Origin of the sequence: Methylocystis sp. Sn-Cys (assembly GCF_016745395.1) — a bacterium.
GTDB classification, from domain to species: Bacteria; Pseudomonadota; Alphaproteobacteria; order Rhizobiales; family Beijerinckiaceae; genus Methylocystis; species Methylocystis iwaonis.
Genome location: NZ_JAERVJ010000001.1, coordinates 590,209 through 608,174 on the forward strand (window position 1 = coordinate 590,209; position 17,966 = coordinate 608,174).

Consider the following 17,966-nt stretch of genomic DNA (forward strand, 5'->3'; position numbering starts at 1 on the left):
GCCGGGACTGGTTTTTAACGAGGGGAGAGGTCCGCGTGACAATGCATGGAGATATTGCGCTCGAAATTGCTCAAACCCGCAAAGGCCGCGTGAACCGGCGGAGTTCCCGCGCGACGCTTTCCGAGCCGCCGACGCTTCGCGATTTGCGGCTTTTCGCTTCCGTCGACAGCGAGACGCTCTCGCGTCTAGCGCTCGAGGCCAAGGTTGAAACCTTCGACGAAGGCGCCGCGATCTTCCGCCAAGGCGATCTCGTGAACGCTGTCGTGATCGTCCTGCACGGTTACGTCAAAGTATTGCGCATCGCATCCTCGGGCGACGAGACGCTTGTCGGAATCTGTTCTGACGGCGAGACGGTCGGCGAACCGCCTTCGGGCGCGAATGAAACCTACCGTGTCTCGGCGGAGGCCATCGGTCCGACTTCGGTTCTCAAATTCCCCGCAGCGCGTTTCTCGCGGCTGATGAAGGAGTCGCCGTCTCTTTGTGCGGCGGTCGTTCAGGACGCCAAGGACAAGATCGCCGCGCTTGTCACGGAGATCGAAGCGCTCAAGGCGCAGAACGCCGACCAGCGGCTCGCAAGCTTCATTCTCGCGCTCTGCCCGCCGGGCGAAGAACAGTGCCGCTTTCGCTTGCCCTATGACAAAAGGCTGATCGCCGCACGGCTGGGCGTGAAGCAGGAAACGCTGTCGCGCGCCTTCGCCAAATTGCGCGAGCACGGCGTGCGCACGGAGACGCGCGACGTGTTGGTCGAAAGCGTCTCGCGCCTTGCTGAGCTATGCGACTAGCTGTTTCTTCTGTCTCGGCTTTCTTTTGAAAAATGCGCGCGTGTCGTTTCGCGCTAGTTCTTGACCTTTGCGGATTTCGCTATGAAAACTTCTCCCGCCGAGAACGGGAGAAGCGACGTGTCGAACAACAGCGAGGTCACAATTTTCGTCTGCACGTCTTGCCGTGACAGCAACGATCCCGAGCGCCGTCCGGGCGCGGCTTTTATCGACGCCTTGCGGTCCCGGCTGGCTGAGCGCGCGCTTGATTTCCGCGTGGAGCCGGTCGACTGTCTCGCGGTCTGCAAGAGGCCGGCGACAATCGCTCTCGCCAGCGCAACCAAGTGGACCTATGTGATCGGCGATCTCGATCCGGCGAGCAGCGTCGACGAGGCCATCGATTCTGCGGCGCATTACGCCGAAAGCGAGAATGGCATCGTCGCCTGGAAGGATCGGCCTGCCTGCTTCAAGAAAGGCGTCATCTCGCGCACGCCGCCGCTTATCAATCGCGCCGGGTAATGCTTCGAAGAAGCGGCGCTGAGCGCGGAGGCGTTGGCAAAATCATCTCCCGTCATTGCGAGGAGCGAAGCGACGAAGCAATCCAGAGTCGCGACCGCTGCTCTGGATTGCTTCGCTTCGCTCGCAATGACGCGTATTACTTCTTTTCCGCCTTCGCGCGCTCGATCCCCGCGCTGATCAACGCGCGGGCCTCCGCGGCGTCTCCCCAGCCGGCGACCTTGGCCCATTTGCCGGGCTCGAGATCCTTGTAGTGCACGAAGAAATGCTCGATGCGCCGCCAGGTCATCTCCTGGAGATCGGTGTAGTTGTGCACGTCCACATAACGCTGGGTGAGGCGCGGCGATGGCACCGCAACGATCTTCTCGTCGCCGCCGGCTTCGTCGGTCATGCGCAACACGCCGATCGGACGCACGGAAATAACCGCGCCGGGCGCCACGGGGCGCGTATTGGCGACAAGCACGTCACAGGGGTCGCCGTCGTCGGAGAGCGTATGCGGAATGAAGCCGTAGTTCCCCGGATAGCGCATGGCCGTGTAGAGGAAGCGATCGACGAAGAGCGTGCCCGACGCCTTGTCCAGCTCATATTTGATCGGCTCGCCGCCGAGCGGCACTTCGACCACGACATTGACTTCATGCGGGGGGTTCGCGCCGATCGGAATGGCGTCGAGACGCATACTTCTAGCTCCGGTTTTAGAGAATTCCGCTTTGCGCGCATAGAGGCGCCCGAGCGATCATGGGAGATGAATCGCGGCTGCACCTAGCACTAATCCGAGGCGGACTCTAGGGCGCCACGCGCCAGGCTAGCGCTTTTCGTCCGGGGCGGCGGCGATCGCGGTGGCGGCGCTCTCCGCGGCGGCCTGCATCTCCTCCTGGGCGAGCGGCCCGACGAGGACGAAGGCGAAGCCGCCGGCGCGCCATTCGATCGCCGTGACCCCCTGCGCTGCGCGCGGCGCGAGCGGCGCGCCCGCCGCCTCGGCGCGCTCGAAATAAAGCCCGAGGCGGGCGCCGTTGGCGCGCTCATAGATCAGCAGGCCCGCGGGCGCGGCGACGCCCGGCAAGACGCGCCCGCCGATGAGGCGCAGGCCGAGCCCGGCGAGATTGGGCGGACGGGAGAAACCGACGCGCTCGGCCAGCCAGGCGACAAGCTCGCCTTTCCGGGAGACGTCGATCTCGACCGGGCGGGCGTCGGAGGCATAGGTCGCATAGGTCAGGCTGGCGCGACCGGCGTAGCTTTGGGTGAGAACTGCCGAAACCGGCGGACGCGGCGCTTCGTTGCGACCGGCGAAGACGAGCGCGGCGAGGCCGGCCACCGCCGCGCCGGCGAGCAGGGTCAAAACAGTGGAGAGCGCCGCCTGCCGCCGGCGGCTGGCGCGGATTTCGTCGAGCCGCTGGGAGGGGCGCGAGGCGCCCGGCCGCCCCCAATGGATGGCGCCGGTCTCGATTGGCCCTTGCTGAGGCGCATGCGTGCGGGTCGCGGCGTCTTTGAGCGACAGCGGCAACATCTCCAGCGCCGCCGGTTCGAAGGCTGCGCGCAGCGCCGCGTTTTGGCGTCGCCACCCCTCGACGAGGGCGGCGTCTGCGGGATGCGTGAGGAGGTGGTCCTCGACCTTGCGGCGGCGCTCGGCGTCGAGCTCGCCGTCGACCAAAGCGTGGAGGTCGGCCTCGCCAATGATGGTGGAAGCGGGCAAGCGGCGCCTATTTCACGATGCGCAGATGCGAGGCGGCGCGGCGCGCGCCGCTCTCGGCGTCCGCTGGCGGCAGGCCCACGACGCCAAGCTTCGCCCGGGCGCGCATGAGCTGGGCGAGCAGCGCTTCCCGCCTTATGCCGAGAACGCGCGCAGCGGCCTCGTACCCCATCCCTTCGAGAGAGACGAGGAGCAGGGCCGCGCGATCATCGAGGGAAAGCTCTGCGAGGCCGTGGACGATCGGCGGATGACGCGGGGTCGGGCGTGAGGCGTCCGTCAGACGCTTGCCAGCCGAAGCGGTGAGCGCGGCGTAGGCTTCGAGTCGTGCCTCCTGGAGATCGGCGGGGCGCAGCTCCCTGGCGCGGATACGGGCGCCGACGTTCTGCAATGCGCTTTGCACGAGTTCGTCGGAAAGCGTATGGCCGGCGCCGGCGCAAAGCGCCCGCGAATATCGGCGCAGGGCAGGCGCTATGCCTCCCAGCCGCTCCAGGATCTCGGCTTTCTTCCCCATCCGTGGCCCTGTTAGGCTTGACCAGCGCCATTAGTGGCGTTTCCTATGGGATGATAGGTCAACGCGCCACAAATGGCTATGGGCGCATTATAGCATTTTTGCGGACGGAACGGCTGCTGCGGTCAGGGTTTCCTTTGTGGAAAATCCACGCTAAAGGGCGCTTCGACCTATTTGCACCTGAAATGGACGCCCCCGATGACCGACCAAGCCGCGCCCGCCCCTTTCGCTGGAATTCTCGCCGGAAAGAAAGGCCTTATCCTGGGCGTCGCCAATAATCGCTCGATCGCCTGGGGCATCGCCAAGGCCTGCGCGCAGGCCGGCGCCGAGCTCGCGCTGACCTATCAGGTGGAAGCGTTGGAGAAGCGCGTGCGCCCGCTCGCCGCCGAGCTTGGCGCCCATGTCGTCGGGCGCTGCGACGTCGCTCAGCCGGAGACGATCGACGAAATCTTCGCCGAGGTCGAGAAGCTCTGGGGCAAGGTCGATTTCGTCGTCCACTGCCTCGCCTATTCCGACAAGGACCAGCTCGACGGCCGCTACGTCGACACCACCCTCGACAACTTCCTGATGTCGATGAACATCTCCTGCTACAGCTTCACGGCCATCGCCCAGCGCGCCGAAAAGCTGATGCCGGAAGGCGGCTCGCTGCTGACGCTCTCTTATTACGGCGCCGAGAAATGGATGCCGCATTATAACGTGATGGGCGTCGCCAAGGCGGGGTTGGAGGCGTCGGTGCGCTATCTCGCCGCCGATCTCGGCGCCAAGAACATCCGCGTCAACGCCATCTCCGCCGGCCCGATCAAGACCATGGCGGCCTCGGGCATCGGCGACTTCCGCTACATTCTGCGCTGGAACGAATACAACTCGCCGCTGCGCCGCGTCGTGACAATCGAGGAAGTGGGCGAGAGCGCGGTTTATCTGCTGTCGCCAATGTCGCGCGGCGTCTCGGGCGAAATCCTGCATGTCGACGCCGGCTATCATGTCGTCGGCATGATGAACCCGTCTGCTGCGCCGAAGATGGCGGATTTGCTGGCGCTGTTGCCGCAGGATGTGAAGTAAGGGGTCGGGCCATGCCCGCGCTCGTCGCGGGCTCCTTTGGCTAGCTCCAAATAGCGGCTTTTTGTGATATAAGAGCCTATGTCGATTACGCTCACGCGCGATCAGGAAGCATGGCTCGAGGCGCATGTCGCGACCGGCGAGTTCGCGTCGGTCGAGGAGGCCGCCCGCCTGCTCATCGACCAGCGCATTGCCGAGTTGGCGACAGTCTATGAAGACGACATGGCGTGGGCGAAGCCTTTGGTCGACGAGGCCCGCGCGGCGGTCGCCCGTGGCGACGTTCTGACTCTTGATGAGCATAGGGCGCGGAACGCAGCGCGTCTTGCCGCGCTACGTGGATAGTGGCGCGGATACTCGTTACATCTACGGCTGACGCAGACGCCGCCTTTATTCCGCTCGCGCAGCGAGCGATCGGGAATCCAGAGCCAAACCAGCGCTTTTGTGGCTCTGGATTCCCGATCGGGCCTTCGGCCCGTCGGGAATGACAAGCCCCAATCCGAGCTATTCAAACGGAAACGGTATAACGCCTTAGGTCGATGCTTGTGAAGGCGCGCCCTCACACCCCCTCCGGCCGCCCCACCATCGCCACCAGCAGCCCGCCGTCGCCGAAGAGCTTCTTCGCCGCGCGCTTGCACTCCTCCATGCCGACAGCCGCGATTTTGCCGTTGCGTTCGTCGAGATAGCTCGGCTCGAAGCCGTCCATCTGCAGATGCACGAGCTGGCTGGCGATCTTCGTCGAAGTGTCGAAGCGCAGCGCATAGGAGCCGATGAGGTATTTCTTCGCCTTGTCGAGCTCATCCTCGGTCGGGCCTTCTTCCGCGAAGCGGCGCACTTCCTCTTCGATGATCCGCAAAGCTTCGCCGGCGCGCTCGTTCTTGGTGGCGGCGGCGCCAATCAGCATCGGGCAGCGGTCATATTCGTTGAGCTGCGAATAGACGCTATAGGCCATGCCGCGCTTCTCGCGCACCTCGCGGAAGAGCCGCGCGGTGAACGAGCCGCCGCCGAGAATGTGGTTCGCGACCACGGTGGCGAAATAGTCGGGATCGCGCTTGGTGACGCCCGGTCGGCCGAAGCGGATCGTGGTTTGGGGGATGTCGAGCGTCACGATTTGGCGCGAGCCGACGCCGGCGAGCGTGATCGGCGCGACGTCCGCGAGGTCGTTTTCCGTCGCCAGGGCGCCGAAGGTCGCGTCCAGATGCTCCGAGAGGGTCTGGGCGTCGATGGCGCCGACGACCGCGATCTTGAGGTCCTTTTTGGCGAACAGCCTTTGCTGTAGGGCGAGCAAATCCGGCCGCGACAGGCTTTCGATCGAGGAAAGCTCGCCGCGCGCCGGGCGGCCATAGGGATGCTCGGGGAAGGCCGCTTCGCGGAAGGCTTTGGCCGCCATGGAGTCCGGCTCATTTGCGTCGCGCTTCAATTCGGCGACGAGCTGGCTGCGCACGCGCGCGACGTCGGCCTCGGCGAGATGCGCGTCGACGAGCGCCAGTTTCAAAAGCGCGAAGGCCTTGTCGGTGTTCTTTGCGAGCGTCTGCAGATGCCCCGAGATCGAGTCCCGGTCGGCGCCGAAGCCCAAGTGAATGGCGAGCTCGTCCACGGCGCGGTGGAAGCCGCGCGCGTCATAGGGCCCCGCGCCTTCGTCGAGGAGCCCGGCGAGCAATGTCGCGAGGCCCGGCTTGTCGGCAGGGTCCTGGGCGGCGCCGCCGCGCAACGAGAATTCCAGAGCGACGAGCGGCACGGCGTAGCTTTCGACGAGCCAGGCGGTGACGCCGCCGGGCGTGACGATGCGCTGCACATGCTCGGCGCGCGAGGCCATGGAGACGGCGGGTGCGTGGGCGGTCATGCGGAATCCTAAGAGAAAGAGAATGGCCGGTGCGCCGGGCGCCGGCCTCAATGGGCTCAGGCGGCTTCGGGCTCAGGCGACTTCGTCTTCTTCCGCCGGCAGCAGGAAGCCCGTGACGGCGCGGCGCTTGTCGAGCCATTTCTTCGCTGCGGCGGTGACGTCGGCGGCGGTGACGGCCTCCATCCGCTCCGGCCAGGCGGCGACGTCCTCGATGGTCAGCCCCGTGGCCAGCGCTTCGCCATACCAGCGGGCGAGCGAGGCCTGGCTGTCCTGCGCATAAATGGCGTCGGCGACGAGCCGCGTCTTGGCGCGCCGCAGATGCGCTTCGTCGATCGGCTTTTCGGTGAAGCGCTTGATCACACGGTCGATCGCCTCGTCGAGGTCCTCGAGCGAAACGCCCGGCGCCGGGGTGGCGTAGACCCACAGCCGCGAGTCGTCGACGGCGGAGCCGAGATAATAGGCGCCGGCGCCGACGGCATATTTTTCGTCGACGACGAGCGTTTCGTAGAGCGCGCTGGTGGCGCCGCCGCCGAGCATATGGGCGAGCGTCTCGATCGCCTCGGCCTCGCCGGGCGCGGCGGTCGTGTAGGAGGGCACGAGGAAAACGCGCTCATGCGCGGGCTGCTCGACCTTCTCGTCGGAGAGCGACACGAGCCGATGCGCGCGATGCGGCGGCTCCTTGGTGCGGTTGCGGCGCGGCGGCTCGGCGCGCGCCGGAATTTTCCCGTAGGTTTCCCTGGCGAGCCGCCCGACCTCCTCCGCATCTATGTCGCCCGCGACGATGAGGATGGCGTTCTCGGGCGTGTAGAAGCGGGTGTAATAGGCGAGCGCATCCTCGCGGTTCAGGCTCTCGATCTCATGGTTCCAGCCGATGATCGGCGTGCCATAGGGGTGGTGGGCGTAGAGCGCCGCCTGCACGGCCTCGTCGAGCTGGGAAGACGGGTCGTTGTCGGTGCGCATACGGCGCTCTTCCAGCACGACGTCACGCTCGGGCGTCACCACCTCGTCGGTCAGGACGAGATTGGACATGCGGTCGGCCTCGAACCCCATCAGGGCGCCGAGATGCTCCTTGCCGATGCGCTGGAAATAAGCGGTGTAATCATAGCTGGTGAAGGCGTTCTCCTGGCCGCCGAGCTCGGCGACGAGATTGGAGAATTCGCCCTGCGGATGGCTCTTGGTGCCCTTGAACATCAAATGTTCGAGAAAATGGGCGATGCCGGATTTGCCGAGCGGATCGTCGGCCGAGCCGTTCTTGTACCAGACCATATGCGTCACGACGGGCGTGCGCACATCCGGAATGACGACGACTTCGAGACCATTATCGAGCTTGAAATGGGAAATATTGGCGCCGGCATGCGCCGAGTCGCCGGCCGCGCCCGGGGTGAGCGCTACGGTCGGCGACGCAGAGGAAGACGACATCGAAGGGCCTTTCTGGCGGCGCGTGGCCGCCCGAAGCTGGAGAACATTATCTCCTATATAGGCCCAAAAGACCCTCGCCGGAACTCAATCCTTGGCCGGCTCCTTGCGGGAGTCGGCCTTTCTGGAAGCGGAAGACCTGCTTTCCAATATAGACCCCAAAAATTTAGTTGTCGGAGCCTCTGAGGAAACTCGGCATCATGCTGGAGAACCCGCCGCTGCTGGCCGTCGGTTTCTGTGTAGGCGCCGTGCCTGCGGTCTGGGCGACGGGATCGCTCTCGTTCCTGTCGCCCCCCAAATAGCTCAAGGGATTCCACCAGGAGGAGCTTTTCCCGCCGTCCGAGTCGCGAACCCGGGCGAGGTCCATCGTGGGGCGGCGATAGCCCGTGGGCGGCTCTGTCAGCATGCGGCGCGCCGGCTCCTCCGTCATCGGCCCGGACGATCGCGAGCGTGCGCTGAGCGCCATCTGCAGGAAGCCGGGCTCATCATCCGTGCCAGGCGCGTAATCCGGCTTGGGGCCGCGAATCCGGTCCAAAAGGCCTGGCTTCTTCTCCTCCGGCGGGGCGTTCGGGATCTTTGCGTAGCGGTCGGTGTTGCGGCGGCGCGCGGCCGCAACATCGGTCGGCCAGCCATCCGGGCGGTTCGTCTTCTCCTGCGGAGCCGGCAAGTCGCCGATGCGCGGCGGCAGAACCAGTTTGGGGCGCTCGTTGTAGTCGATCTTTGACGCGTTCGGGTCCGAGGAAACCCCGACAAGCTCCATGACCGCGCTGATGGTCGATTTATCGTCCGCTGCCTGGGCCGGCGCGCCATAGGCGGCTGCGAGACCGGCGAGCGCGAGGAGGGCGCGACCCCGGGATCGTGCGAGCTTCATCATTCCAACTCCTTGCCCAGAACGCCGGCGCGCGTGAAACGCCCCCGCCAGCCGCGTGAATACGCCTCAAAGGCGCAGATTGCGTCCCACTTATTGGCGATTTAGTGGCGGCCGCGCAACTGGGGCGTTTCGGCGCGCGCTCGAACCTTCGCAGAGCGCATTCCACAAAAGTTGACAGACTTTTGCGAAAAGAATGCGCTCCAGCTTTGGAATCTGCGCGCTTTCTCATCGCTCGCGAGCGGAAGCGCGCTAGGCCGCGCCTTCCGCAGGCGGCGACTCCGAGAAAAGGGTTTCAAAAAGCAGCATCGCGACTCCTGCCGTAATAGCGACGTCGGCGACGTTGAAGACGTAATTGGCGAGCGGCCCCACCGGGAGCGTCGTATGGAAATAGAAGAAATCCGCGACCGCGCCGCGCGCGAGGCGATCGGCCGCGTTGCCCAGCGCCCCGCCGACGACGAGGCCGATCGCGAGCGTCAACAGCCGGCTTTGGGCCCGCCAGAGCCACCAGATAAGGCCGGCGACGATGACGCCTTGCCCGGCGAGGAGCAGCGCGCGTCCGACGCCCTCATGCGCCTGAAAGAGCGAATAGGAGACGCCGTAGTTCCACGAGAGCACGACGTCGAGGAAGGGCGTCAGCGTGATCGGCTGCCGCGCGCCGATGCCGAAGACGTCGAGCATCCAATATTTATGGGCCTGATCGGCGAGCGCCGCCGCGAGGGCGGCGAGGAGGCCGAGAATGCGGGGCGGCGTGAGGAAGGGCGGCACGGCGACTCTGTGTGGCGACTCTGCGGATTGCGGGAACGCCGCTCGGCGGCTTGGCCTATTCATATCTTCCCGGCGGCGTCGCGGCTAGCCGACTGCCCGGTTGCGGCGCCGCAAAAATCTTGACATCCGCGCGGCCGCAACCTATCTCATCGCGCGTTGGCACTCGTCGTAAGAGAGTGCCAATAATTTCGCTTATGGCTTGCGACGGGCGGAATTTCCTGCCCGACGCGCAGAAAAGGAAGACATTGCAATGGCGTTCCGTCCCCTGCACGACCGCATCGTGGTCAAGCGCATCGAAGGCGAAGAGAAGACCAAAGGCGGCATCATTATTCCCGACTCCGCCAAGGAAAAGCCCCAGGAGGGCAAGGTGATTTCGGTTGGCCCCGGCGCTCGCGACGAGAGCGGCAAGCTCGTTCCCCTCGACGTGAAGGCCGGCGACCGCGTTCTGTTCGGCAAGTGGTCCGGCACCGAGGTCAAGATCGACGGCGACGACCTGTTGATCATGAAGGAAAGCGACATTCTCGGCATCGTCGAATAACTCGGCAAGACCCGAACCGCTTCCAACCCATTCAGGAGTTTTAAAATGGCTGCCAAAGACGTCCGTTTCTCCACCGACGCGCGCGACCGCATTCTGCGCGGCGTCGACATTCTCGCCAACGCCGTCAAGGTGACCCTCGGCCCCAAGGGCCGCAATGTCGTCATCGAGAAGTCCTTCGGCGCGCCGCGCATCACCAAGGACGGCGTGACCGTCGCCAAGGAGATCGAGCTTTCCGACAAGTTCGAGAATCTCGGCGCCCAGCTCGTTCGTGAGGTCGCCTCCAAGCAGAACGACATCGCCGGCGACGGCACCACCACCGCCACCGTGCTCGCCGCCTCGATCGCCAAGGAAGGCGTCAAGGCTGTGGCCGCCGGCCTCAACCCGATGGACCTGAAGCGCGGCATCGACCTCGCGGTCGAGGCCATTGTCGGCGACCTCAAGAAGAACTCGAAGAAGGTCACCTCCAACGACGAGATCGCCCAGGTCGGCACCATCTCGGCGAACGGCGACCGCTTCATCGGCGAAGAAATCGCCAAGGCCATGCAGAAGGTCGGCAATGAGGGCGTGATCACGGTGGAGGAGGCCAAGAGCCTCGAGACCGAGACCGACATCGTCGAAGGCATGCAGTTCGACCGCGGCTATCTCTCGCCGTATTTCATCACCAACGCCGAGAAGATGATCGCCGAGCTCGACGACGCTTACATTCTCATCCACGAGAAGAAGCTGTCGACGCTGCAGCCGCTGCTGCCGATCCTCGAGTCTGTCGTTCAGACCGGCAAGCCGCTCGTCATCGTCGCCGAGGACATCGAGGGCGAGGCGCTCGCCACGCTCGTCGTCAACAAGCTGCGCGGCGGCCTGAAGATCGCGGCCGTGAAGGCGCCGGGCTTCGGCGATCGCCGCAAGGCCATGCTCGAAGACATCGCCATCCTCACGGGCGGCCAGATGATCGCCGAGGACCTCGGCATCAAGCTCGAGAACGTGACGCTCCCCATGCTCGGCCGCGCCAAGCGCGTGCGCATCGAGAAGGAGAACACCACGATCATCGACGGCGCCGGCGAGAAGGCCGACATCGAGGCGCGCATCGGCCAGATCAAGGGTCAGATCGAGGAGACCAGCTCCGACTACGATCGTGAGAAGCTCCAGGAGCGTCTCGCCAAGCTCGCGGGCGGCGTCGCGGTGATCCGCGTCGGCGGCGCGACGGAAGTCGAGGTCAAGGAGAAGAAGGACCGCGTCGACGACGCCCTCAACGCGACCCGCGCGGCCGTCGAAGAAGGCGTCTCGCCCGGCGGCGGCGTGGCTCTGCTGCGCGCCATCAAGGCGCTCGACGGCGTGGCCACGGCGAATGGCGACCAGAAGACCGGCGTCGAGATCGTGCGCAAGGCCATTCAGGCCCCGGCGCGCCAGATCGTCGACAACGCCGGCGGCGACGGCGCCGTCGTGGTCGGCAAGCTGCTCGAGTCGGCCGACTACGCCTTCGGCTTCGACGCCCAGAAGGGCGAGTATGGCGATCTCGTGAAGCTCGGCATCATCGACCCGACCAAGGTCGTGCGCACCGCGCTGCAGGACGCCGCGTCGATCGCCGGCCTGATCATCACCACCGAGGCGACGATCACCGAGCAGCCGAAGAAGGAATCCGCGCCGGCGATGCCGGGCGGCGGCATGGGCGGCATGGACTTCTAAGTCCGGTCGGTCAGAGAGATTGGAGAGCCCCGGGGGAAACCTCGGGGCTTTTCTTTTTTGGGCCGGCCCCGGCGCCCGTCCTTGCGAGCGAAGCGAAGCAATCCAGAGCCACATCGGGGCGCCGGGTTGCTTCGTCGCGGCGCTCCTCGCAATGACGGCGCACGCATAAGCTGCGGCAGGCAGCGACGAAAGCGCGCGGCGGCGAGACGTTGCGGGATCGTCGAGGCTCGGTTAGCATCCCCTTCACGCGCGGCGGTTCTGTTCGCGCGGCAAACTTAAAATTTGGGAGCATTCCGATGGCGAGCAATCGCGGGTCGGCGTCCACCGACGCGGACTGGGCTGAACACGAAAAGACCTACAATGGTTTCCTCTGGCTGCTGAAATTCTCCGCGGCCGGGTCGGCGATAACCCTCGTCCTCCTCTACGTGCTCTTCGCGCGCTAAGAAAAGCCCAAGCCCCTCACGCCAGCCGTCAGGGGCCACCATGACGGCGACGGTTCGCAACAGCCGGAGGTCGTCATGCGCATTGCCGTATTGGCCGAGTCGGACAAAGCTGAGCCGCGCGTCGCGGCGACGCCGGAAACCGTCAAGAAATTCGTCTCACTCGGCGCCGAGGTCGCGGTTCAATCCGGGGCCGGCGCCGGGGCGGGCGTTTCCGACGCCGAATACGCCGCGGCAGGCGCCAAGATCGGCGCCGAGCCGGCGACGACCCTTGCGGGCGCCGATATTCTGCTCCGCGTGCGCCGCCCTTCGGCCGCCGAGCTGGCCGGCGCCAAGCAAAATCTTGCCCTCATCTGCATCATGGATCCGTTCGGCAACGAGGCGGCGCTCGCCGGTCTCGCCAAGGCGGGCGTGATCGCCTTCGCCATGGAGTTCATGCCGCGCATCACCCGCGCGCAATCCATGGACGTGCTGTCGTCGCAGGCCAATCTCGCCGGCTATCGCGCCGTCATCGAGGCGGCGGCCGAATATGGCCGCTCCTTCCCGATGATGATGACGGCCGCCGGCACCGTTCCGGCCGCGAAGGTCTTCATCATGGGCGTCGGCGTCGCGGGGCTCCAGGCCATCGCCACGGCGCGCCGGCTGGGCGCCATTGTGACGGCGACCGATGTGCGCCCGGCGACGAAAGAACAGGTCGAGTCGCTCGGCGCGAAATTTCTTGCGGTCGAGAACGAGGAATTCCAGCAGGCTCAGACGGCGGGCGGCTACGCCAAGGAGATGTCGAAGGACTATCAGGCCGCGCAGGCGGAGCTCACCGCGAGCCACATCGCCAAGCAGGATGTGGTCATCACGACCGCGCTCATCCCTGGCCGACCGGCGCCGAAGCTCGTTTCGGCCGAAATGGTGCGGTCCATGCGCACAGGCTCGGTCATCGTCGATCTTGCCGCCGAGCGCGGGGGCAATTGCGAATTGACCAAGCCCGGCGCGACCGCCGTGGAGAATGGCGTGAAGATCGTCGGCGCGCTCAATCTCGCGGGCCGTATGGCGCCGACTGCCTCCAGCCTCTACGCCAAAAATTTGCTCGCCTTCGTCGAGACGCTGATTTCCAAGGAGACGAAGCAGCTCGCCATCGATTGGGACGACGAACTCGTGAAAGCCACCGCGCTCACGCGCGACGGCGCGGTCGTCGACGCAAGATTCAAACAGGCCTGAACGCAGCATCCTTCCAACAAGGAGCGCAATAATGACCGATTCAACGCAGCAATTGCTCGAAAAGGCGCGGGCGGCGGCGGAAGCCGCGCGCCAACTGGCGGATCAGGCGCAGCACTACTCCGACCAACTGTCACAAACGGCGGCGGCGATCAGCGCGCATGGATTGGGCGGCGGCGCGGTCGACCCGGTCGTCTTCCGCCTCGCGATTTTCGTTATGGCGGTGTTCGTCGGCTACTATGTTGTCTGGTCGGTGACGCCGGCCTTGCATACGCCGCTGATGTCGGTGACGAACGCCATCTCCTCCGTGATCGTCGTCGGCGCGCTGCTCTCCGTCGGCGTCGAGCCGTCGGGCGCGAGCGACGACGGCGCCGGCGTCGCAAGATGGTTCGGCTTCATCGCGCTGATACTCGCGAGCGTGAACATATTCGGCGGCTTCCTCGTCACCGAACGCATGCTCTCCATGTATAAAAAGAAGGGCTGACGCAAATGAGCGCCAATCTCTCAGCCCTCCTTTATCTCGCCGCCGGCGTGCTTTTTATTCTGGCCTTGCGCGGGCTTTCGTCTCCCGCGACGTCCCGCCAGGGCAATCGCTACGGCATGATCGGCATGGCGGTCGCGGTCGCGACGACATTGCTGCTCCATCTGCCGCCGCTCTTCGGCTTTGTGCTGATCATCGTCGGCGCAGCGGCCGGCGGCGGCGCGGGCGCCTATGTGGCGCAGCGCATTCCGATGACGGCGATGCCGGAGCTTGTCGCCTTCTTCCATTCGCTCGTCGGCCTTGCCGCCGTGCTCGTCGCAGGCAGCGCCTTTTTCGCGCCGCAGGCTTTCGGCATCGGCCAGGCAGGGCATATCGAAGGCGGGAGCCTGTTCGAAATGTCGCTCGGCGCGGCGATCGGCGCGATCACCTTCACGGGCTCGATCATCGCCTTTCTCAAGCTTTCCGAGCGCATGAGCGGCAAGCCGATCCTGCTGCCCGAACGTCACACGATCAACATCATGCTCGGCGCGGCGCTGGCGGCGCTGATCCTGCTGTTCGTGACGACAGAGTCGGGCTTCTGGTTCTTTCTGCTCATTCTCGTCTCGCTGGCGCTCGGCGTCACGCTCATCATCCCGATCGGCGGCGCCGATATGCCGGTCGTCGTCTCCATGCTCAACTCCTATTCGGGATGGGCGGCGGCGGGCATTGGTTTCACGCTCGGCAATCTCGCGCTCATCGTTACGGGCGCGCTCGTCGGCTCGTCGGGCGCGATCCTTTCCTACATCATGTGCAAGGGGATGAACCGCAGCTTCATCTCCGTGATTCTCGGCGGTTTCGGCGGCGAGACGGCGGGGCCGAGCGGCGCCAAGGAGACGCGCAACGTCAAGCAAGGTTCGCCCGAGGACGCCGCCTATATCATGCAGAACTCGGGCAAGATCGTCATCGTGCCGGGTTATGGCATGGCGGTGGCGCAGGCCCAGCATGCGCTGCGCGAGATGGCGGATTTGCTGAAGAAGGAAGGCGTGGACGTCAGCTACGCCATCCATCCCGTCGCGGGCCGCATGCCGGGCCATATGAATGTGCTGCTGGCCGAAGCCAATGTGCCTTATGACGAAGTCTTCGAGCTCGACGACATCAACTCTCAATTCGCCCAGGCGGACGTGGCTTTCGTCATCGGCGCCAATGACGTGACGAACCCCGCGGCGAAGACGGACAAAGCGTCGCCCATCTACGGGATGCCGATCCTCGACGTCGAACGGGCGAAGACGGTGCTTTTCCTCAAGCGCGGCATGGGCTCAGGCTATGCGGGAGTGGAGAACGAGCTGTTCTTCCGGCCCAACACGATGATGCTTTTCGGAGACGCGAAAAAGACCGTGGAGGCGATCGTCAAAGCGCTGGCGCATTAAGAGGGAACGATGATTTCCCCGACGTTGGCTTTTCCGGAAGCTGCGCGGAGGATTTTTGCTCCTCGACATCCCGGCCAAGCCTTCGATCTGCCGCAGTCGGCAATAAGCAGCGGGTCAAAAAACGAAAAACCCCGGGAGTCTTTCTCCCGGGGCTCTCTCTCTTTCAGCCTTCTCGATCAATCGATCGAGAAAGCGACCGGTTGGAACCAGTTCCTCACGTCGGGCAGGCCGCTCTCATTCCCCGCATAAAAGATTCCCCGCTCGGGATGCTTGGCGGCGCCGTAGTCATACTTCGCGGCGAAATAGAAGGTTCGCTGCGGGAAGGGATGGAACAGGAAATATCTGTAGTTCCCGATGTTGTCGATGCCGAAGTCGAAGGACAGCCGCTCGCTCCACTTGTAGTTGACCTTTGTGTCGACGACAAAGAAAGGATCGAAAGCCTGATATATGCCATAGGCGCGGTCGTTATTGGCCATGGTGCGCCACATCTTGCTTTGGTAGCGGCCTGCGAGTGTGAAGGCCCATTGGTCGTCGGGACGGTAGGTGAAAGCTAATGTCCCGCGCCACTCGGGAACATTTGGCACAGTCTTGCCTGCGACCGAGATTGCCCAGGGGTATTCAAAATTGGCGACGCTCGGCGCCCAGGTCGGATTGGAGATGATCCGCGCATTGAGCCATGTTGCGCTGCCCAGCACCTCCAGCCCCTTGAAGCCAAAATTGTCCTTCTGGAAGGCGACTTCGACGCCGCTGTTGCGGATGCGCTGAACATTTGTTGGCGCCTGCGTGGGAATGTTCGTGCCAGGCGAGAAGGTCAGCTGGTTGATGATGGCGTCGCGCACCTCTTCGTCGAAGAACGAGACTCGCGCAAGACCGTCCAGGCCAAGCTTCCGCTCGACCGTTAATTCTTTACTGAGGGCCGACTCAGGCCGCAGATTGGGGTTGGGGTTGGTCGCAACGCCGTTCACCCCCACGGTTGCGAGATTATAGAGCTCGCGCACCGTCGGGAAGCGATTAGCCATGCCGACTGATCCCCTGATCGTCCATTTGTCGTCGACGATATATTCGAGCGTCCCCTTCGGCGAGAAGCGCGTGCTGTACAGGTTCGGCTGGTAGATCGGGAGCCAACCTAGCGGATTGCCAGTGAGATTGGTGCCGAAATTATTGACGCCGGCCTGCTGATTGTAGCCCTCCGAGGCCGTCCAATGCTCGCCGCGTAAGCCGGCGGTGAGCTTCAGATTATGCGCAATCGGGAAGGCGTCCTGAAACCAGAGCGCCTGGGTGCGGGTCGTGCCCTGCGCGATCGAAACCGCCGCGCCGGTGCTCGCGGCCGTGCCGGAGGGCCAGTTCGCCGTCAGCCACACAGGATTGTTGAGGTGGAATTGGTCGCCATGCAAGCCGAAGCTGATGTCGTGGCCCTGCAACAGCCCTTCGGGGGGGCGAACAATGCCCTTCATATCGAAGAGCGTCCAATAGGTGCCGGTGAACACCGTGTTGCGGCCTGTCTGCGTGTAGCCGCCGAAGGGAATGGCGGCTGACCAGGGCGAGACCTGATCGGACTGCAGATAGGTGAAGTTGGAGGCCGAGACTTCAAAATCGAAAGGGCCGCCGCTGTTGGATCGGATCGCGGCCGCGTTGACCATGATCTTTTCCTGGATTCGGTAATAGCCCTGAGTCGCAAAATTTTGCAGCGCGGTGTTGTTCAAGCCCCGGCCCGCGGTCGTCACGCCCCAAACCGGGCCGTATCCGGAGAAAAGGTAATTCTCGGGAATCGATGTCCCGTCATTCGACCAAAAGCCGAAAGTGTAAGTGCCTCGGATCGTCTGGCTGAAGTCATAGGCGAGCTTGAGTTTCGCATTCACCTGATCATTCGCCAGATTGCCGGTCGAGCCGATCACATTGGCGAAGGTCGTCCCATAGACGTTCGTCGCCAGATAGGCGTTGGGGTAGAAATTGGGCGAGGTCACATAGGTGAGCGGCTGCTGCGAGCCGCGCTGCCAATTGCCTGAGATCGTCCAGGACAGGTCGCCTATGCGATCGCCGGCGAAGAAGCTCGTCACATTGTTGACGAGGCCCTTGTTCATTCCATACTGCGAGAAATCCTGGACCGCGAGCGTGTCCTTGATCGACACTTCCAGCTTCTCGGGCATGCGCGTCGTAATCTTCAGCACGCCCCCCATCGAGTTGCCCGGATATTGCGCCGCATAGGGGCCGTAGAGGAAATCTACGCGCTCGATCTCTTCCGGCGCGACAAGGCCCCAGCGCGGCGCGCCAATGGTGTTGTCGTTGCCGACGAGCGCGGTGAGCAGAAGGTCGTCTGCGTAGACCAGGCTGCGCGCCGAGGAGCTGACGCCCCAGGTGCGGGTCTGCAGCACCGCCTGCGTGTCGCCGTTATTGCGTTTACGCACGAAAAGGCTCGGCATGTATTTCACCGCGTCTTCCGTATCGACGATGTTGATCTGCCGTTCGATCTGCTTGCGCGTGACGCTCGCGACCGTATTCGGCAACTGCCACTTTTCGACGAAGGCGGGGCGGCCGTCGGGCAGGGTCGGCGACCAGCGCGAGACGATCGGCGATGGCGCGGGCGCGCTGGCGACGCCGGGCCGCGCGGCGACTGGCCCGGCGGCGCGGGCAGGAGCCGAACTGCGAGCGGGCGCATGATGATGCTGGCCGCTGACGTCGATGGTCGGCAGCGTATGCGTCGCCTGCGCGGGCGACAGAGCGGCGAAAGTCAAAGCGCAGGCGGAGACGCCGCGCAGGAGGTAATGGCGGTACATTGTTGGTGTTCCCTCTTCGCG

At 64.5% G+C, this 17,966-nt stretch carries 18 protein-coding genes; 10 read left to right on the plus strand and 8 right to left on the minus strand.

All coding sequences use genetic code 11. The features are described 5' to 3' along the window. Positions 1-41: 41 nt before the first annotated feature. The gene (locus JJT62_RS02700; protein WP_202071519.1) at positions 42-782 is read left to right on the plus strand and encodes a Crp/Fnr family transcriptional regulator; all 741 of its coding nucleotides are present in this window, start codon (positions 42-44) and stop codon (positions 780-782) included. Positions 783-863: 81 nt separating this feature from the next. Beyond that, positions 864-1,277: a DUF1636 domain-containing protein gene (locus JJT62_RS02705; RefSeq protein WP_202071129.1), complete on the plus strand. Its 414-nt coding sequence runs from the start codon at positions 864-866 to the stop codon at positions 1,275-1,277. A 136-nt stretch (positions 1,278-1,413) separates the two neighbouring features. On the opposite strand, the gene ppa is transcribed toward JJT62_RS02705, so the two are convergent. The 3 genes from ppa to JJT62_RS02720 all read right to left on the minus strand — a co-directional run bounded on the left by ppa (position 1,414) and on the right by JJT62_RS02720 (position 3,472). After that, on the minus strand, positions 1,414-1,950 hold the full coding sequence (gene ppa / locus JJT62_RS02710; protein WP_165054910.1) for an inorganic diphosphatase: 537 nt from the start codon (positions 1,948-1,950) through the stop codon (positions 1,414-1,416). 126 nt (positions 1,951-2,076) lie between these two features. After that, entirely contained in the window at positions 2,077-2,964 is an 888-nt protein-coding gene (locus tag JJT62_RS02715; protein WP_202071130.1) for an anti-sigma factor, read from the minus strand. 7 nt (positions 2,965-2,971) lie between these two features. Continuing rightward, positions 2,972-3,472, minus strand: coding sequence for a sigma factor-like helix-turn-helix DNA-binding protein (locus JJT62_RS02720; protein WP_202071131.1), 501 nt, complete (start codon positions 3,470-3,472; stop codon positions 2,972-2,974). A 195-nt stretch (positions 3,473-3,667) separates the two neighbouring features. On the opposite strand from JJT62_RS02720, the gene fabI reads away from it, so the two are divergent. Together fabI and JJT62_RS02730 are read left to right on the plus strand one after the other, a co-directional pair. Next, positions 3,668-4,528, plus strand: coding sequence for an enoyl-ACP reductase FabI (fabI, locus tag JJT62_RS02725; RefSeq protein WP_202071132.1), 861 nt, complete (start codon positions 3,668-3,670; stop codon positions 4,526-4,528). 78 nt (positions 4,529-4,606) lie between these two features. Then, on the plus strand, positions 4,607-4,867 hold the full coding sequence (locus JJT62_RS02730; RefSeq protein WP_202071133.1) for a hypothetical protein: 261 nt from the start codon (positions 4,607-4,609) through the stop codon (positions 4,865-4,867). 214 nt (positions 4,868-5,081) lie between these two features. Here the strand turns inward: JJT62_RS02730 and JJT62_RS02735 are convergent, their stop codons facing one another. The 4 genes from JJT62_RS02735 to lspA form a co-directional block, all read right to left on the minus strand. After that, a complete protein-coding gene (locus JJT62_RS02735) occupies positions 5,082-6,365 on the minus strand; it encodes a pitrilysin family protein (protein ID WP_202071134.1) in 1,284 nt (427 codons plus the stop codon). 72 nt (positions 6,366-6,437) lie between these two features. Then, positions 6,438-7,784, minus strand: a complete 1,347-nt coding sequence (locus tag JJT62_RS02740; RefSeq protein ID WP_202071135.1) for a pitrilysin family protein — start codon at positions 7,782-7,784, stop codon at positions 6,438-6,440. 163 nt (positions 7,785-7,947) lie between these two features. Next, entirely contained in the window at positions 7,948-8,655 is a 708-nt protein-coding gene (locus JJT62_RS02745; RefSeq protein ID WP_246744657.1) for a hypothetical protein, read from the minus strand. Positions 8,656-8,901: 246 nt separating this feature from the next. After that, entirely contained in the window at positions 8,902-9,417 is a 516-nt protein-coding gene (gene lspA / locus JJT62_RS02750) for a signal peptidase II (RefSeq protein WP_283483713.1), read from the minus strand. Positions 9,418-9,667: 250 nt separating this feature from the next. On the opposite strand from lspA, the gene groES reads away from it, so the two are divergent. The 6 genes from groES (at position 9,668) to JJT62_RS02780 (ending at position 15,171) form a co-directional block, all read left to right on the plus strand. Beyond that, complete coding sequence (gene groES / locus JJT62_RS02755; protein ID WP_202071137.1) at positions 9,668-9,955, plus strand: co-chaperone GroES; 288 nt, start codon at positions 9,668-9,670, stop codon at positions 9,953-9,955. A 45-nt stretch (positions 9,956-10,000) separates the two neighbouring features. Then, positions 10,001-11,635 (plus strand): chaperonin GroEL, encoded by a 1,635-nt coding sequence (groL, locus tag JJT62_RS02760; protein WP_202071138.1) that lies wholly within the window; start codon positions 10,001-10,003, stop codon positions 11,633-11,635. 296 nt (positions 11,636-11,931) lie between these two features. Next, positions 11,932-12,078, plus strand: a complete 147-nt coding sequence (locus JJT62_RS02765) for an aa3-type cytochrome c oxidase subunit IV (RefSeq protein ID WP_202071139.1) — start codon at positions 11,932-11,934, stop codon at positions 12,076-12,078. A 75-nt stretch (positions 12,079-12,153) separates the two neighbouring features. Continuing rightward, complete coding sequence (locus JJT62_RS02770; RefSeq protein WP_202071140.1) at positions 12,154-13,287, plus strand: Re/Si-specific NAD(P)(+) transhydrogenase subunit alpha; 1,134 nt, start codon at positions 12,154-12,156, stop codon at positions 13,285-13,287. Positions 13,288-13,318: 31 nt separating this feature from the next. Beyond that, complete coding sequence (locus JJT62_RS02775; RefSeq protein WP_202071141.1) at positions 13,319-13,768, plus strand: NAD(P) transhydrogenase subunit alpha; 450 nt, start codon at positions 13,319-13,321, stop codon at positions 13,766-13,768. 5 nt (positions 13,769-13,773) lie between these two features. Beyond that, positions 13,774-15,171 (plus strand): NAD(P)(+) transhydrogenase (Re/Si-specific) subunit beta, encoded by a 1,398-nt coding sequence (locus JJT62_RS02780; protein ID WP_202071142.1) that lies wholly within the window; start codon positions 13,774-13,776, stop codon positions 15,169-15,171. Between the two features lie 176 nt (positions 15,172-15,347). On the opposite strand, the gene JJT62_RS02785 is transcribed toward JJT62_RS02780, so the two are convergent. Then, the gene (locus JJT62_RS02785) at positions 15,348-17,945 is read right to left on the minus strand and encodes a TonB-dependent receptor (RefSeq protein WP_202071143.1); all 2,598 of its coding nucleotides are present in this window, start codon (positions 17,943-17,945) and stop codon (positions 15,348-15,350) included. Positions 17,946-17,966 lie beyond the last annotated feature (21 nt).